Raw genomic sequence first — 15703 nt, forward strand, 5'->3', positions numbered from 1 at the left:
AAGTATTGTTAAAGGAAATTTAAATAAATTTTCCTAAAACTTACTCGATTCCAAATGAACCATAGTAGTAGCTATTATTTTCTCTTCAAATTTACCTGCAGCGATATCTCCAGAAATTCTCTGATTGAGGACTTCTACAGCCTTTATTCCCAGCTCTGAAGGATGTTGTTCGATATAGCTAAGTGATGGTGTAAGATATTCTGCGATGTCTTTATTTATATACCCAATGATCTTTAAATCTTCAGGTATTTTGATATTTTGTTCGTAAGCCACTCTCGTCGCGATAATCGCGCTTTCAAAATCTGTACAAAGTAAAGCTTCTACTTTCTCTGTAACTAAGAGCTTTTCTATTTTAGCTTTTAAAGTTCCCTCACTACTGCTTCGTGCTGTGAATACAGCCAATTCGTCCATCGCCTTCTGGTAACCAGATATCCTTAGCTTTCCAATTCCAACATGGTGTATGGCTGAAGCAATCCCAATTCGCTCCAAACCTTTCGCTCTAAAGAATTTCGTAGCGTCATAAAAACTCTTTTCATCATCCACGCCCACTTTATCTGCAGGCAAATCCAGGTTGATTCGGTCGTAGACAACTACCGGAATATCATAATCTAAAAGGGCAAACAGATGATCATATTCTGCCTTTTTTTGTGTTTCCTCTGAAACTGCAATTAAAACTCCGTCAACCATTCCGGAAGTCAGAAGATCACAAATTTGCCTTTCGCGATCTAATGACTCATTGGAAATATAAGTGATTATCTGCTGATCATGTTGCTGCGCCTGAGCTTCTATTCCAGAAAGAACCCTGGCAAAAAAGCTGTTGGATATGTTTGGAATCACAACACCAATAGTTCCTGTCTTACTTTTTTTCAAATTTACTGCGACCGGATTTGGACGGTAGTTATGAAGCTTTGCTAATTCCTTTACCCTTTCGGCTGTTTTAGGACTAATTTCCGGACTATCATGAAGTGCTTTTGAAACCGTAGAAACACTCACATTAAGTAATTTTGAAAGCTCTTTTAAGGTTATTTTACTCTTCATAATAAACTGTTGAAATAAATTAATTCAATAATTGCTGCGGAATTGCCTGCCTTCAAATGCCAATTTGCAAAGAAAAGAATAAATTACGGTTTTGTAGTTATCCCTTTTTGAACGAATTGTTTCCTTTTCTATCTTACATCCTGTTTCTTACGACCATTAATGACTTAGAGATATTTAGTTCTTAAATCTAAAGAACATGTATCATCAAATTACTGATGATCATGCCGAAAACCCTTATAAACACTCAGTTAAACTTATCCTAAACACGCCAAAGCTCTTGTTCATAATCTGCTATCGTCGTAATTTACATTCACTAAAATTAAACAACCATGAAAGATTACGGAACATTATCTCAAGCTATAAACAAACTAAAACTCGAAGAGGGTTACAAGCATGATTTTAACCTACTCGATGAAAAGATCGAACTGAAGTCAGAAAATGCAACCTTCGGTGTTGAAGAATTTGAAGTAGATAAAGTCCTGCGCTTCGAAGGAATGAGTAATCCTGACGATAATTCGATTCTATATGCTATCACCACTACTAATGGACAAAAAGGTATTCTTACTGACGGATATGGGATTTCCAGCGGACAGATTTCTAAGGAAATGATGAAGAAACTGGATCTGAAGGATCACAGACCTATAGATTAATGGTTAAAATTCTACTAAACCACCGATTATAATTTGGGTTTAGGCATGATCATTATATTTTTGAATTGAACATTAAAAAACTATAAATAAAAACTATGAATTATTTAGGATTAGATAAAGAGAAGACTGCAAAAACGGTTACTGAATTGAATATATTGTTAGCCGACTATCATCTATACTATCAGAAACTTAGAAATTTTCATTGGAATGTAATTGGAAAAAACTTTTTCGATCTACATGAAAAATTCGAAGAACTGTATGACGAAGCTAAGCTCAAAGTTGATGAAATAGCTGAGCGTATTCTTACTTTAAGATATCAGCCTACCAGTAACATGAGTGAATATCTTAAAGACTCTAATTTAAAAGAATCTCCTAGTGATATTTCCGATAGCAAAATGATCGAAATTTTACTCGAAGATCACGGACTATTGCTTAAACAAATGAGAAAAGTGGTGGAAATTGCTGATAAATCTGGAGATGAAGGTACAATTGATCTAATCGGTGCTTATATTAGAGAGTTAGAAAAAACTAGCTGGATGTTAGATGCTTGGAAAATGAAAACTTCAGATCAGCATAAACCAGTTAAGAAATAAGCAACTTAAAGTATGCAGGAATTTAATCTTCAGGATTCAGTTAAAGGTATTTGGGATAAATTAGAGGGATGGCTGGATACCATTATTCTTGGTCTTCCAAACTTCCTTCTCGCGGTGGTAGTTTTTATCATATTTGTTTTTCTCGCGAAGTATGTCGGTAAAATATTCGATAAGATCTTCGCCAGAAGTATCAAACAGGATTCCATACGCCAGATGGCCACGAAAGTGATCAAAGCAATTGTAATCCTGATTGGCTTTTTTATTGCTTTAGGACTTCTAAACCTAGATACCGTCCTTACTTCAGTTCTAGGAGCGGCAGGAGTTGTTGGTTTAGCTATTGGTCTCGCTTTGCAAGGTACTTTAAACAATACGTTTTCGGGCTTGATACTAAGTTTTCTGCCGGAATTACAGATTGGTGACTGGGTGGAAACTAATGGATATGCAGGTTCGGTTATGGAGATCAATCTCAGGAATATTGTCATTAAGCAATCAGATAATAATTATGTAATCATTCCAAATGGAAAGATCATTGAAGAGCCGTTTAAAAACTATTCTCGCACAGCTCGTTCTAGAGTATTTGTGAATTGTGGAGTTGGATATTCTTCAGATTTAGAAATGGTAAGAGACTTAACTATTGAAACTATCGAGGATATTTTTCCGCAAAGGGGCAATGAAGAAGTTGAATTGATGTTTCAGGAATTTGGTGATAGCTCGATTAATTACGTCTTGAGATTCTGGACAGATGTTACGAAGAATAGAGATATTCTTATTGCTCAGAACACGGCGATTATTGCTATTAAGAAAGCTTACGATGCTAAAGGAATCAATATTCCATTCCCAATTAGAACGATCGATTTTACGAATAAACTATCAGTCAATAAGGATTAAATTTGATATTTGATAAATAAAAAAAACCGGCTATACAGCCGGTTTTTTTGCTCTTGATTCGAACTTAGAACTTTAATCCCAGGCTAAATTGTAATCTTGGGCCTTCGCTTCCGGCAAAAACACTGGCTCTAGCTTGTATGGCATCTGCGCTATTAATCCATAATCCTCCACCATAACTATCGTGCCACTGGTTACTGGACTGATCATCCACCCATACCCTACCTAGATCGTAACCTCCATAGATCCCGAGCTGGAAAGGCAGAAAGTTCGTAGATACCATATCGAACGAATACCTAAGATCTGCACCAGTACCAAAGGAACTCTTCCCTGAATACCTCTCAAATCTATAACCTCTTAGTCCGCTGTTCGCACCTAATTGTGCCGATTGAAAAAATTCGAATTCATTACCCATATTAATATGAGCTTCCGCCCTTGTCTTCAAAACAAGCTTTCTATCCCGGGTAAGTGCATTATAGAAACCCATATACGGTTTGAAATAACCAAATTGGCGATCAACATCTGCAGTATTAAGTTTAGCACCTAGGTTCAGCTCGAAGAGCATCCCTCTAGTAGGAACCTGAACATCGTCATAACTTTCATATCGATACATTGCATCAAGACCCGCAAAATGTTTTCTCTGAAAAATATCTTCTTCTGTATTGGTGAATACTTCAGTTAAATAACGATTATCGTTTTCGGTTACTTCAATAGACTCAAAAGTTGCTGTGAATCCAAAAAAGCTACCAAAAGGAGTCTTATTGACTAATGCTGCTTTTGCTGAAATCTCATTAATTCCTACTCGGTTATAATCCATTCCTAATTCATCTTCAGGATTCTCGGTATCATTTCCGAAGCCAAAGAAGTTATCTGAATAATCTGGACTTTGGAAATTAGCTCCTAATTGTAGATTATATTTTCCAACGATATTAGCAAACTCCGCTTCATAACCTAACTCAAAGCCATTCGTTGCTGAATGGTATTCCGCAGAAACAGTATGCTGAGAGGTAAAAGGATTTCGCTTAAATCTATTGATGGCCTTCACATATTCTAGCTGAAAATTAAAAGCATCATCTGGATTATAGCTAAAATCAGGTAAGATGGATCCTGACGCGAAGGTCTTCTTATCCTTATCATACGTGTTGATCTCGTAATTATCTGTTAGCCTAAGTTTAGCATTGTCTAATTCATTTATAGTATTCGGTAGTGATTGATGATCATAAAGCTTCAGTTTTGAACCATTTGTAATTGTGTATTCATCATTGTTCTGACCTCCAATCAATCTTACAAATATCGCTGCCTTCCCCTCGCCTTTTACAAAAATTTTATCATCATCATCAAGTCCATAAACCCAGATTTCATTTGTTTCGTCTTTTTTATAGACTTTATCGCTTAATATTTCGGCTCTTTCACCTTCCTTATTGCGTGTAATGGTCACCCTCGTATTTCCATCTATCAACCTTTCAATATCTATGAAATCATCTTTATCTGTCCCGGTTACAATCGCGAGATCCGCAAGTTTTTCGTAATATCTATTTGCGATATCAACCAAATTATCTCTTCTCCCTTGAACGTTTTTTATAAGTTCCTGAGTAGCCTCACCAGTGGTTTCCTCGGGTAAACTAGCAAATGCCTGCTGAATGGCTTCATCGGTTACGTTTTCCCTAATGTACTCCGCCTGTTCTATCCAGGTATTTTTTCCGGTATTTTGAAGTAGTGATCTATCCAGCCCCATTGCTGCGATATTAAACCATTCTACATCCTTAATATCGTCTCCATAAACAGCAAATTGATTAGCAAATCCTGTGATCGCTCTTAATGTTCCGAAAAATGCTCCGTCAAAATTGCTAAAAACCTGGTCTCTATCCCTGGGAATAGCTTTAAATATGTGTTTATCACCTTCTTCTATCTCTGCCCATCTCCATTGATCCTGATGCCTGTCCCAATCACCAATGAGCATGTCAAATAAACGCGAGCGAACATATATAGACTCATCCAGTAAGTATTTCTCATCTCTTCGCAGTCTTTCAAGCATGTCTGCTGTACTTACAATATCATGATCTGGGCTTCCAAAAGATTCGTAGCCTTTCCAACCTTCTTCAGGTCTTTCAACAATCATATAAATATCATCACCATGTACAGAATTGTATTTTCCTAGTGCTTCTTGCTTAGGCAGGTAAAATATTTCCGGATTAGTATGAAAAACTCCAGCAGCTTCACTAAGCGCTGGAATTGCCATAAATCCGAATGGATGTGCGGCGGTATAGAAATCTGTAAGTAAATTTTCTGCTACCGTATTCTCTAATTTATTCTCTACCGGCTGATTTTTAAAGGCTACACTCTGAAGAAATCTTAGTGCATCCTTTCGAACTCTTCTAATATTGTATTCCCGTCCCTGTCTATCTTTTACTCTAAGTGATACGGTTTGATGCCCACCACCTTCTCGAACTACTTCTAATCCACCATATAGTGTATCCAGATCTGCAGTTCTCAATGTGATCTCAGTACCATAAAGTTCTCGATAGCGTTCACCCCAGACAGTTTCATGAACCGGACTTTTCTCAGTATCCTCTTCTGTGTAAATTGAGGTTGTATAAGTTTTCGGAAATTCATCTGGATAATCCTGAAGTTCGAATGGTACAGGAGTTTCCAGAACTTCGGTTTGATAAAGTAATTTAGGTTTGTTCTCCTGGTTTCCGTAGAAACTTACCCAGGACGATCCATCCGTAAAAACATCGAGTACTGCAAATCCTTGTCCGGGATACGCAAATAATCCATCATTACTCAATGTTGCATAAGAAGCCTTTGAACCGGAACCTGAAACAATTTGCTTTACGCTATCATGCTCAATATATTGTAGGGAATGTTCGTGTCCCGAAGCAAAAATTACTCGCGAAGAACCTTGTGCAATAGTACTCAAACGTGTTGCCAGAGATTTATATCGATTGTTCTGAGCATCCTGTATCGACACACCACCAGTTGTTCTAATTAGTGTAGCTAAAGACCCTAGAATTGGAAGAGGAATTTTCTTTTGTGAAGGATAAATATGCCTGTCGAATGTATACTGCCCACCGTGAACACCATTTGTATATATCGGGTGATGCAAAGCAATTAAAATAGTTTTATTCTGATTCTTTTTAATCTCAGATTCTACCTCCAGGAACATTGCTTCCCGCGTTTTAATCTGCTCACAATTATCATTGATCCTTGGATTGTCATTCCAATCTTCTAAATACCATTGAGAATCTATGACAATCATCTGGATATTCTCAGAAACTTCGATAGACTCCATTCCGCAACCTATTTCCGGACTCCATACCAGAATATCTTCAAATCTCTCTTTCAAATAATCTTTCTGTCTATCAAGACCTTCCAGCTTTTCATTGTACCAGTCATGATTTCCAGGTATGAAAACCACTTTTCCCTCGTAATTTTCGATCGCATCCAGTTGTGCGTCTAACCGATATTCAGCCTCTTCTCTTCCCGAAGAACCTTCAGCAGGCATACCGTCAGGATAGATATTATCACCTAGGAAAATGGAAATATTCTCCGTTTTCTTTACTGAATCCAGGTAGGATTTAAATGCCAATAGACCCAATGAAGAACCTCCCGGGGGTGAATAACCACCATCACCCAGCAGGTAAAAGGATTTTTCGATCTCTTTAGAAGAAGGATATCCAAAATCTGAGGTTGGTTCTCCATCCCTATATTTTGGCTCCAGGCTGGCACAGGAAATGACCAGTAAAGTGGTAAGAATACCGGCGAAAAGTTTAACTTTTTTCATAGAAAACTGTGGTCAATATTTTTTGTAATTTGGTCCGTGGAATAAAAAATTCATGTATGAATAATCTCGTTGAGAAAGCTGAAAAATTTGTTGAAGATTTATTTAAAGAAAAGTTACCTAACACCTTTATTTATCATAACTACCAGCATACTCAGCGTGTGGTTAAAAGTACTAAAGAATTAATCGAGAATTCTGAAATTAATGTTAAAGACAAGGAGGCGTTACTCCTTGCTGCATGGCTTCATGATACCGGTTATATTCATACTTACAGAGGGCATGAAGACAAGAGTGCAGAGATCGCGGAGGAATTTCTTCTGAAGGAGAACGCTACACAGGATCTTATAGATTTGGTTAAGCAATATATTCTGGTGACCAATTTCAGCAATATTCCAAAAACGCCTGGTGAGAAAATAATACGTGATGCCGATAGCTCACATTTTGGTAAGGAGTATTTTGAAGAAACCAGTGAATTCCTGAGGCAGGAACTTGAAATGCATAATATCAAGAATTTCACTAATTCCGAATGGCTCGAGGAGAATATCCACGTTTTTACTGAAAAGCATACTTTTTATACAGATTATGCCTTGCAGGAATGGAACCCAAAGAAGGAGGAAAATCTGCTGGAGCTTATAGAAGACAAGAATAAGCAGGAAAAGAAATTAAAGAAAGAAGAGCATAAGGCCCGAATGAAGGCTAAATATAAGAATGAAAACCCAGAGAGAAGTATCCAGACGCTATTCAGGGTTACTCTTCGAAACCATATCAAACTGAGTGATATTGCCGATACGAAAGCCAACATATTGCTTTCGGTAAATGCGATCATCATCTCACTGGCACTTGCCAACCTAATCCCTAAACTGGAAGCAGAGTCCAACAAACACTTACTTATACCAAGTTTAGTATTGGTACTTTTTAGTGTTGCATCAATAATTCTTTCAATCCTTTCTACCCGGCCAAATGTTACAACCGGAGAGTTCACTAAAGAACAGGTTAAGAACCGGAATGTGAATCTTTTATTCTTCGGAAACTACCACAAGATGCCTTTTGATCAATTTAAATGGGGTATGAACCAGTTGATCAAGGATAAAGATTATGTATACGAAATGTTGATGCTAGATCTTCACCTCTTAGGTAAGGTACTACATCGAAAGTATTTTCTACTAAGAATGACTTATACGGTATTTATGTTAGGAATAATTATTTCGGTGATCGCCTTTATTCTGGCTTTTTACTTAATGTAATTCCTCCATTAAATCTTCATAATTGATCGTTCTTTCTGGATGATTGGAATCGGGTGAATATAATATGTTCACCCTTATAGCTTTAAGTCCTACCACTCCCTGCACATCTTCCAGATCTAACAATTCAACATTATCACCAAAGTAATTCTTAGCCTGAAGGTATTTGATATATTGTAAATATTCTCGCTCATCACTTGCCTGAGAGTATACGATTGTGAGTTTCCCTTTTTGAGTTACGCGTTCCTCTGTACCCTTTATAAATGCCTTATCGATACGTTTTTTAATGATCTCATAACGCGCATTATAAGTTCCATCTACATCGAATTTTTTCTCATCCATTCTGTATCTAATAGACATCGTACTATTAAAAACGAGAATCAGGGATGCTGCTTCGAGCATCACTGGAGTTCTTTCTTGTAATTGATAAAACCTGTTCTCCATTTCGCACATAGTGCTCAATTGCCACAATCTCAAATTAAACAAGTAAACCTTGTTGAAAGGTCTTTTATTTGCCATTGATGCCCCTATATACATATTGTGGTCTACACCATCCGTCTTATATCTCTCAAAATAATGTGGGTAGATGTTCTGAGCCTGTACCTGCCTTTTATCAATATAGCGGGACATAGTACGGTTTATTTGCTGTACCGTCTCATCATATTTCTTACGATGATTATAGACCAGTCCAGTTTCAGGATTGAGCATGCTTGTATATTCCTCAACAAGCTCTTTGATTTCTTCAGATTGCTTTCTCAAATGGCTCATTAAAGGATTTACCTCCTTCTTCAATAAATTAAAAACCTTCTGTTCACTGCTGGCATTCAGTCTATCCTGTAATTCTTCTTTAAAATCTGACACACGGTACTTAACCTGGTCGTATATAGGAAGCTCTTCAATTTTATAAGCCTTATCAATAATATTCATTATGATCTCGAGCTGATCCATTAGGTCACGTTTGATCGCATCATTCCTAGCTTCCGAAGATGCGACAATATCTATTTGACCATACAATGGAAAGACATCCTTAAAGGTAATATCCTTGAAAGAAGCAAGTCCATCCTTATCCAGATCCTTTATGAACTTTTTGGCTTCTCTTTCGAACACCCAAAGAACACTTGGATGAATAGAGGTACACTCACTTTGAATTACTGCTTTTATCCTGTTTTCAAAATCGTTCCGGTTTCTCTCCACCGTAGTCACGATATAAGGCAGGATATCGTCTAGCTTTATAGCATTAATACTATTTAGCTCATTCTTCCTACTCGAGGCCAGTTCCAATATTCCCAGAAGCTTACCATTCTTAGCAACCGGAGCCAAGAGACAGCTCTTCACATCGTTCTTAATGAGATTCTTAGATAGTAAATTATCATATTTACGCGCATAAGACTCGACATTGGAAATAGTAAAATAAGCATTATCATCTATCAGGGTTTTGAATCCTTTCTCACAAATCCCCGACTCACAATCATTCATCAAAACTTCGTCAAGGATAAAGCTCTGTGCCTCCTTATTATCCATTCTTTCAAATACCATCTCTTTTTTATTGAAAACGGTAAATCCAACCCGAAGGTCTGATATATTATAAATTGAACGGAATATCTCCTGAAGTTTGGCCAACTCCTCCTCTTCATTCACTTCTTCGAAAAGCAAAGTGGTTTTTAATTCTGAAATAGCATCATCTATGGTAACATCGGTCAGATTAACGATGGTAAAACCTTTAAAAATATGGCTGTGAGGAGGAATCTTTTCCTTCCAGAAATCGATATCATCCACATTTTGCAATAAAATGTCTACATCTTTCTGAGTAATTTCCGGCGCTTCATCTTTACGAATAATATCAACAAAGTCGGCATTCATAGATATTCTGTAATGACGCTTTATGCCATCTTCATCTGGAATGTCATAATACAGAGGTCTCGAAATATCTATTTTATAACCATAGGACTTCAATATCTGTATACTCGAAAAGATATAGATCAACTCTTCGTCCATATGCCTGAACTTCAAATTGAAATCCTTTCCGGCATTATTCAATATAGCTTTCAGTCGTTTGGAAACGTTGAAGAGAATATTATGGAAGGGAACTGCTGCAGCTTTGATCTCATTATTAGACAATATGTTCGGAAACAGATCATCCAGCAAGATATTAATGGGGGCGTGATATTTCTTTAAAAGTTTTGGGTCTGAAAACCCTTCAGATAATTCCGGGAACTGACTTACATGGTCAAGCATTTTTTGCATGTATTCCCTAGAAATCTCACTTTCTATCTCATCAAGCTCCTTTTGATACTCTTCGATCACCTTATGAAAACTGATCTGTATATCGAATGGAAAATCTTTTAATTGCTGCAACATAACTTGATAATTTAAGGTAAAATTAAATGTAAATGTAGCCTTGAAAGAGCAACGCCTTGAAATTAACATTTATTTATAAGAACGTCATTAGAATGAAGCCTGAGTTCATTATTTTTGCAGAAATAGACATAAAAAATGAAGAAATTCTTATTCTTATTCAGCTCCGTAATTTTCCTATTAACTGGATGTGGAGAAGATAAAGGTTACTACCTAAGCGGTGAAGTAAAAGGTGTTGAAAATGGTACAAAAATCTATATCTCAGAATTAGATGGAAAGACTCGTTCACCAAAAGCAGTAGATACAGCCATTGTTCAGGATGAGAAATTTGAGTTGGACATGGAAGAAATGGATCTACCTGCACTTAGTTTTTTACGTATCGAAGGAGTTAATGGTAATCTTGTATTTATTGCTGAAAACGAAAAACTAAAATTCAATATTAATAAAGACAGTATTCGTAGCTCACGTGTGAGCGGCGGACAGGAAAATGAAGCGCTTTACGAATATTTGGATCACATGAAAGAAATGAACCGGAAGATTGGGAAAATGCAGAAGGAAGCGAGAACTGCAATGATACAGAAGGATACTGCAAAACTAAAAAGTCTTCAGGCAACTGAAACCGAGCTTAAAGACAATGATCGTAAAGCTAAAGAAGAGATTTTTAGCCGAAATACAGATACATTTCTTGCTGTAACCTTGCTTACTGATATGTTGAGTTCAAAAAGTCATAGCTCCAAGGAAGTTCGCGATATGTTCGGTGAAGTGTCAGATCGTATCAAGCAAACTGATATGGCAAAAGATCTAAAGAGCGAGTTAGAAAAGATGAAAAATGCTGAAACGGGGTCTAAGGCACCAGATTTTGAAGCTCCTACTCCAGATGGAGAAATGCTTGCACTTTCTGATCGGATGGGTCAGGTTACTGTAGTAGATTTCTGGGCAGCGTGGTGTAAACCTTGTCGAGTAGAAAATCCAAACCTGGTTAATACTTACAACAAGTACAAAGATCAAGGCTTAAACATCATTAGTGTAAGTCTTGACCGACCAGGACAGAAAGATCGATGGGTACAGGCTATCAAAGATGATAAACTTGAACAGTGGGACCATGTTTCCAATCTTCAATTCTGGCAGGATCCCGTAGCTAGGTTATACGGAATCAAAGCAATCCCGGCAACCTTTATTCTTGATAAAGACGGTATCATAGTAGCTAAGAACCTTCGTGGTGATGCTTTAGCTGAAAAGATTGGTGAACTACTGAATTAATTTTGCTTATTTAGATAAATAGCCGGTTCTCTGAAGAAAGAACAGTATTATGATAGGCACAGCTAATAATATAACCATCAGCAAGTGACTTTCCAGCACCCAGGGAGCCAGAATCATCGTTAGAATATATCCTCCGGTAGCACCGCCAAAATGTGCATCGTGACCAATATTATCTGTCCTGCGCTTCATTCCATAAATAGTATATAGTAAATATCCTATTCCGAAGATATATGCGGGAACAGGTATGATAAAGAATAAACCAAGCGTCATGTCTGGTTGCAGTAGTATGGCAGAATATAAAATTCCCATTACAGCGCCACTGGCACCTACGGCAGTATAATACGGATCATTCTTATGGAAATAGTAGGATAATAAATTTCCCAGCAATAGACTCCCAAGATAGATAATGAGGAAAGCTACAGAGCCTAACTGCCAGATAACTACATTTGCAAAAAAATAGAGTGTTAGCATATTTACAAAAAGGTGGCTTGTATCTACATGCAGGAATCCCGATGTGAATATTTGAAATTTAGAACCTCTTTGAATATCTGAAGTACTGAATTTGTACTTGTTGAAGAAGGTCTCATCGCTAAAACCTTTAAAAGAAATTAATGCATTTGCCGCTATGATCACCAGCGTGACCAGGCTCAATTCTCCCATTTTTACTAAAGTTTAATTTCAAATATACCATATATTTGCGGAAAGTTTTTTTATGCAAGGATTAGTTTTCTGGCTTGTTTACCCCCTACTCTGGCTTATATCCATTCTTCCGTTTCGTATTTTCTATATATTCTCCGACTTTATCTACTTCCTGGTTTTTAGAGTCATAGGCTATCGCAGAAGTACTGTTCAAAAGAATTTAAGAATGGTGTTTCCTGATAAGGCTTCCGAAGAATTGAAACGTATAGAAAAAGTTTTCTACAGGCATATGTGTGATATGTTTCTGGAAATGATCAAAAGCATCTCTATAAGTAATGAGGAAATTCAAAAGCGCTTCAAATTCACTAATCTTGAAGTTTTAAGAGATATTGAAAGCAGAAACAAGAGCATTGTCCTGATGTGCGCACATTATGCCAGTTATGAATGGATTATCGCGCTACAACTCTACGGACTTAAATATAAATCCTTCGGAATTTATAAGAAGATACGGAATAGGTATTTTGATGATATGGTTCGGAAGATTCGTAGTAAGCTTGGTGGCGAGCTTGTGAATACTCACAAAGCGACGAAGAGAATTATTCAAAATGAGCGGGAAGGATTACGAGGTAATTATGCTATGATCGCCGACCAATCTCCAAGACTGCAGCGTTCTAATCTATGGATGAAGTTTATGGGTATTTCTGTTCCTGTTTTTGAAGGTTCTGAAAAACTGGCTCGTGGTCTGGATCTAAATGTCATCTACCTACATGTAGAAAAAACCGGTAGAGGATTTTATGAAGCTACGCTGGTTACTATAACTGAAAATGCCCCGGAAGAACCGGAGCATTTTATTACTCAAAAGTTTTTTGAACTTCTCGAAAAACAAATTCGAGAGAAGCCGGAATACTATCTATGGACCCATAAACGCTGGAAACATAGAAATGAACCTGTTCCAGAAGGAGCTACCAGAGTTAGTTAAGCTATGATCTGCTCAATTTCAAATATCATCTTCTGCGCCAGCTCATCTGCTTCCTGTTGAGATTTAGCTTCAGTATAGATCCTGATAATTGGCTCTGTATTGGATTTTCTTAAATGAACCCAATTCTCCGTAAAATCAATTTTTACTCCGTCTACTGTAGAAATTTCTTCTGAAGCGTGTCTTTTTTCAACCGCCTTCAAAACACCATCAACATCCAGATCTGGAGTCAGCTGAATTTTATTCTTACTCATATAATAAGAAGGATAACTTGCTCTTATTGAAGAAACCGACTCCTTCTTTTCTGCAAGATACGTAAGAAACAAGGCCGTTCCCACTAGGCTATCTCTACCATAATGTGCTTCTGGATAGATAATTCCGCCGTTACCTTCACCACCTATGATCGCGTTTGAATCTTTCATAAGCTGAACCACGTTCACTTCACCTACTGCACTAGCATTATACTCTCCATCATGTTTCTCTGTAATATCTCTTAAAGCTCTGGACGAGCTAAGGTTACTAACAGTGTTTCCGGGAGTTTTAGATAAAACATAATCTGCGCAAGCGACCAATGTATATTCCTCACCAAACATTTCACCGTTTTCATCTACAAAAGCAAGACGATCTACATCTGGATCTACTACGATCCCAAGATCTGCCTTCTCCTTTTTCATTAAGTCACAGATATCGGTTAAATGCTCTTTTAACGGTTCTGGATTATGTGGAAAATGTCCATTTGGTTCACAGTATAATTCGATTACCTCTACACCCATTCTCTTCAGCAGTGCTGGAATAGCAATTCCTCCTGTAGAATTTACTGCATCCACAGCTACTTTAAATTTCGCAGAAGAAACCTTATCAGCATCAACTAGTTTAAGCTTCAGGACCTCTTCAATATGCCTGTCGATATAATCATCGATCACTGTGATCTCTCCAAGGTCATCAACTTCAGCAAAATCAAAATTTTCACTTTCTGCTATTTCAAGAATCTTGGCTCCAGCTTCTCCATCAAGAAATTCTCCTTTACTATTCAATAGTTTTAAAGCGTTCCATTGTTTTGGATTATGGCTGGCAGTAAGTATGATTCCACCATCAGCATTTTCCAGAGGAACAGCAACCTCAACCGTTGGAGTGGTAGACAAGCCTAGATCGATCACATCGATTCCCAGACCAGTCAGGGTATTCATGGTTAGTTCCTGGATCATTTTTCCAGATATTCTCGCATCTCTTCCTACTGCAACCTTTAGGTTCTTGTTAGTAGAGTTATTTTTTAACCACGTCCCATAAGCTGCGGCAAATTTCACTGTATCTAAGGGGGTTAGATTATCACCGGTTTTTCCACCGATAGTTCCTCTAATCCCCGAAATTGATTTTATTAATGTCATTATTAGTTATTTATAGATCCTGATAGGACCTGTAAGAAATTTTAACAAATATAATTGTGTCACCCCGTACTTTCCAAAACTTAACAAATATTAACCCTGACCCTGTTTAATTCGTATATTCCCGCATGAACTTTTTGGCACATATTTATCTATCTGGTGACGAGGACCTGGTTAAGATCGGCAATTTTATGGCAGATTCCATCAAAGGAAAAAAATATCGAAAATATGGATCTCAAATTCAAAAGGGAATAATTCTACATCGTGCAATTGACTTTTATACTGATACCCATCCAGTTTTTAAGGAGAGTAGTCATCGTCTGTCTGAAAGATACCGACACTACAGTGGCATCATCGTAGACATTTTTTACGATCATTTCCTGGCAGCTAACTGGAAAGACTATTGTGATATACCATTGGAGGAATATACCATACAGTTCTATGAGCTACTGAAGCTAAACTACGAAGTTCTTCCTTCTAACGTCAAGAATTTTCTGCCATATATGATCGAACAAAACTGGCTTTTGAGTTATGCCTCCATAGATGGAATTCAAAGTGTTTTGAATGGTATGAATAAAAGAACGAAGCTAAAATCTGGTATGGATCAGGCTACAGATGAACTAAAGTTACATTATGATGAATTTGAAAATGAGTTTAGGCAATTTTTCAAGGATGTACAGCGCTTTTCAGATCAAAAGCTGGAAGAAATAAATTCTGAAAAATAAAAAGCCCGATATAATATCGGGCTTTATTTTTTTAGATACTGACTGTTTATTTAACGAATCTCCATCTTCCATTAATAAGTTCAACCTCCCTTAGGTTTTTACCTTTTTCAACATACCATGTATCATTGTTTCTTAAAACCATTACACCTTCAATAACGTACCATTCACCATTAATATA

12 protein-coding genes are annotated in these 15703 nt (G+C 37.1%); 7 read left to right on the forward strand and 5 right to left on the reverse strand.

Annotated features, from left to right (window positions below; translation table 11 throughout):
* Positions 1-33: 33 nt before the first annotated feature.
* Positions 34-1038: a LacI family DNA-binding transcriptional regulator gene (locus tag ACNI3T_RS01510; protein WP_418226327.1), complete on the reverse strand. Its 1005-nt coding sequence runs from the start codon at positions 1036-1038 to the stop codon at positions 34-36.
* A gap of 329 nt (positions 1039-1367) precedes the next feature.
* Here ACNI3T_RS01510 and ACNI3T_RS01515 point away from each other — a divergent pair, with 329 nt between their 5' ends.
* The 3 genes from ACNI3T_RS01515 to ACNI3T_RS01525 all read left to right on the forward strand — a co-directional run bounded on the left by ACNI3T_RS01515 (position 1368) and on the right by ACNI3T_RS01525 (position 3169).
* Positions 1368-1688, forward strand: coding sequence for a phosphoribosylpyrophosphate synthetase (locus ACNI3T_RS01515; protein WP_418226328.1), 321 nt, complete (start codon positions 1368-1370; stop codon positions 1686-1688).
* Between the two features lie 95 nt (positions 1689-1783).
* On the forward strand, positions 1784-2281 hold the full coding sequence (locus ACNI3T_RS01520) for a Dps family protein (RefSeq protein WP_322302424.1): 498 nt from the start codon (positions 1784-1786) through the stop codon (positions 2279-2281).
* Positions 2282-2293: 12 nt separating this feature from the next.
* Positions 2294-3169, forward strand: a complete 876-nt coding sequence (locus ACNI3T_RS01525; protein ID WP_418226329.1) for a mechanosensitive ion channel family protein — start codon at positions 2294-2296, stop codon at positions 3167-3169.
* A gap of 64 nt (positions 3170-3233) precedes the next feature.
* On the opposite strand, the gene ACNI3T_RS01530 is transcribed toward ACNI3T_RS01525, so the two are convergent.
* Entirely contained in the window at positions 3234-6950 is a 3717-nt protein-coding gene (locus ACNI3T_RS01530) for a metallophosphoesterase (protein WP_418226330.1), read from the reverse strand.
* Between the two features lie 56 nt (positions 6951-7006).
* Between ACNI3T_RS01530 and ACNI3T_RS01535 the strand changes: the two genes are divergently transcribed.
* Entirely contained in the window at positions 7007-8191 is a 1185-nt protein-coding gene (locus ACNI3T_RS01535) for a Pycsar system effector family protein (RefSeq protein WP_322302421.1), read from the forward strand.
* On the opposite strand, the gene ACNI3T_RS01540 is transcribed toward ACNI3T_RS01535, so the two are convergent.
* A complete protein-coding gene (locus ACNI3T_RS01540; RefSeq protein ID WP_418226331.1) occupies positions 8183-10546 on the reverse strand; it encodes a GAF domain-containing protein in 2364 nt (787 codons plus the stop codon). The two genes, ACNI3T_RS01535 and ACNI3T_RS01540, sit on opposite strands and share 9 nt — an antisense overlap.
* 135 nt (positions 10547-10681) lie before the next feature.
* Between ACNI3T_RS01540 and ACNI3T_RS01545 the strand changes: the two genes are divergently transcribed.
* Positions 10682-11803, forward strand: a complete 1122-nt coding sequence (locus tag ACNI3T_RS01545; RefSeq protein WP_418226332.1) for a redoxin domain-containing protein — start codon at positions 10682-10684, stop codon at positions 11801-11803.
* Positions 11804-11809: 6 nt separating this feature from the next.
* Here the strand turns inward: ACNI3T_RS01545 and ACNI3T_RS01550 are convergent, their stop codons facing one another.
* On the reverse strand, positions 11810-12463 hold the full coding sequence (locus tag ACNI3T_RS01550; protein WP_418226333.1) for a rhomboid family intramembrane serine protease: 654 nt from the start codon (positions 12461-12463) through the stop codon (positions 11810-11812).
* Between the two features lie 52 nt (positions 12464-12515).
* Here ACNI3T_RS01550 and ACNI3T_RS01555 point away from each other — a divergent pair, with 52 nt between their 5' ends.
* A complete protein-coding gene (locus ACNI3T_RS01555) occupies positions 12516-13421 on the forward strand; it encodes a lysophospholipid acyltransferase family protein (protein ID WP_418226334.1) in 906 nt (301 codons plus the stop codon).
* Here ACNI3T_RS01555 and glmM read toward each other — a convergent pair.
* Positions 13418-14803 (reverse strand): phosphoglucosamine mutase, encoded by a 1386-nt coding sequence (gene glmM / locus ACNI3T_RS01560; protein ID WP_418226335.1) that lies wholly within the window; start codon positions 14801-14803, stop codon positions 13418-13420. The two genes, ACNI3T_RS01555 and glmM, sit on opposite strands and share 4 nt — an antisense overlap.
* 125 nt (positions 14804-14928) lie before the next feature.
* On the opposite strand from glmM, the gene ACNI3T_RS01565 reads away from it, so the two are divergent.
* The gene (locus tag ACNI3T_RS01565) at positions 14929-15525 is read left to right on the forward strand and encodes an acyl carrier protein phosphodiesterase (protein WP_418226336.1); all 597 of its coding nucleotides are present in this window, start codon (positions 14929-14931) and stop codon (positions 15523-15525) included.
* Positions 15526-15703 lie beyond the last annotated feature (178 nt).

The organism is Christiangramia qingdaonensis, assembly GCF_048381525.1.
Taxonomy (GTDB): domain Bacteria; phylum Bacteroidota; class Bacteroidia; order Flavobacteriales; family Flavobacteriaceae; genus Christiangramia.

Excerpts from the sequence above, each read along its gene's own strand:
- ACNI3T_RS01540 (WP_418226331.1), bottom strand. The coding sequence starts at position 10,546 with ATGTTGCAGCAATTAAAAGATTTTCCATTCGATATACAGATCAGTTTT.
- ACNI3T_RS01515 (WP_418226328.1), top strand. The coding sequence starts at position 1,368 with ATGAAAGATTACGGAACATTATCTCAAGCTATAAACAAACTAAAACTC.
- ACNI3T_RS01550 (WP_418226333.1), bottom strand. The coding sequence starts at position 12,463 with ATGGGAGAATTGAGCCTGGTCACGCTGGTGATCATAGCGGCAAATGCA.
- ACNI3T_RS01530 (WP_418226330.1), bottom strand. The coding sequence starts at position 6,950 with ATGAAAAAAGTTAAACTTTTCGCCGGTATTCTTACCACTTTACTGGTC.
- glmM (WP_418226335.1), bottom strand. The coding sequence starts at position 14,803 with ATGACATTAATAAAATCAATTTCGGGGATTAGAGGAACTATCGGTGGA.
- ACNI3T_RS01565 (WP_418226336.1), top strand. The coding sequence starts at position 14,929 with ATGAACTTTTTGGCACATATTTATCTATCTGGTGACGAGGACCTGGTT.
- ACNI3T_RS01545 (WP_418226332.1), top strand. The coding sequence starts at position 10,682 with ATGAAGAAATTCTTATTCTTATTCAGCTCCGTAATTTTCCTATTAACT.
- ACNI3T_RS01520 (WP_322302424.1), top strand. The coding sequence starts at position 1,784 with ATGAATTATTTAGGATTAGATAAAGAGAAGACTGCAAAAACGGTTACT.
- ACNI3T_RS01510 (WP_418226327.1), bottom strand. The coding sequence starts at position 1,038 with ATGAAGAGTAAAATAACCTTAAAAGAGCTTTCAAAATTACTTAATGTG.
- ACNI3T_RS01555 (WP_418226334.1), top strand. The coding sequence starts at position 12,516 with ATGCAAGGATTAGTTTTCTGGCTTGTTTACCCCCTACTCTGGCTTATA.
- ACNI3T_RS01535 (WP_322302421.1), top strand. The coding sequence starts at position 7,007 with ATGAATAATCTCGTTGAGAAAGCTGAAAAATTTGTTGAAGATTTATTT.
- ACNI3T_RS01525 (WP_418226329.1), top strand. The coding sequence starts at position 2,294 with ATGCAGGAATTTAATCTTCAGGATTCAGTTAAAGGTATTTGGGATAAA.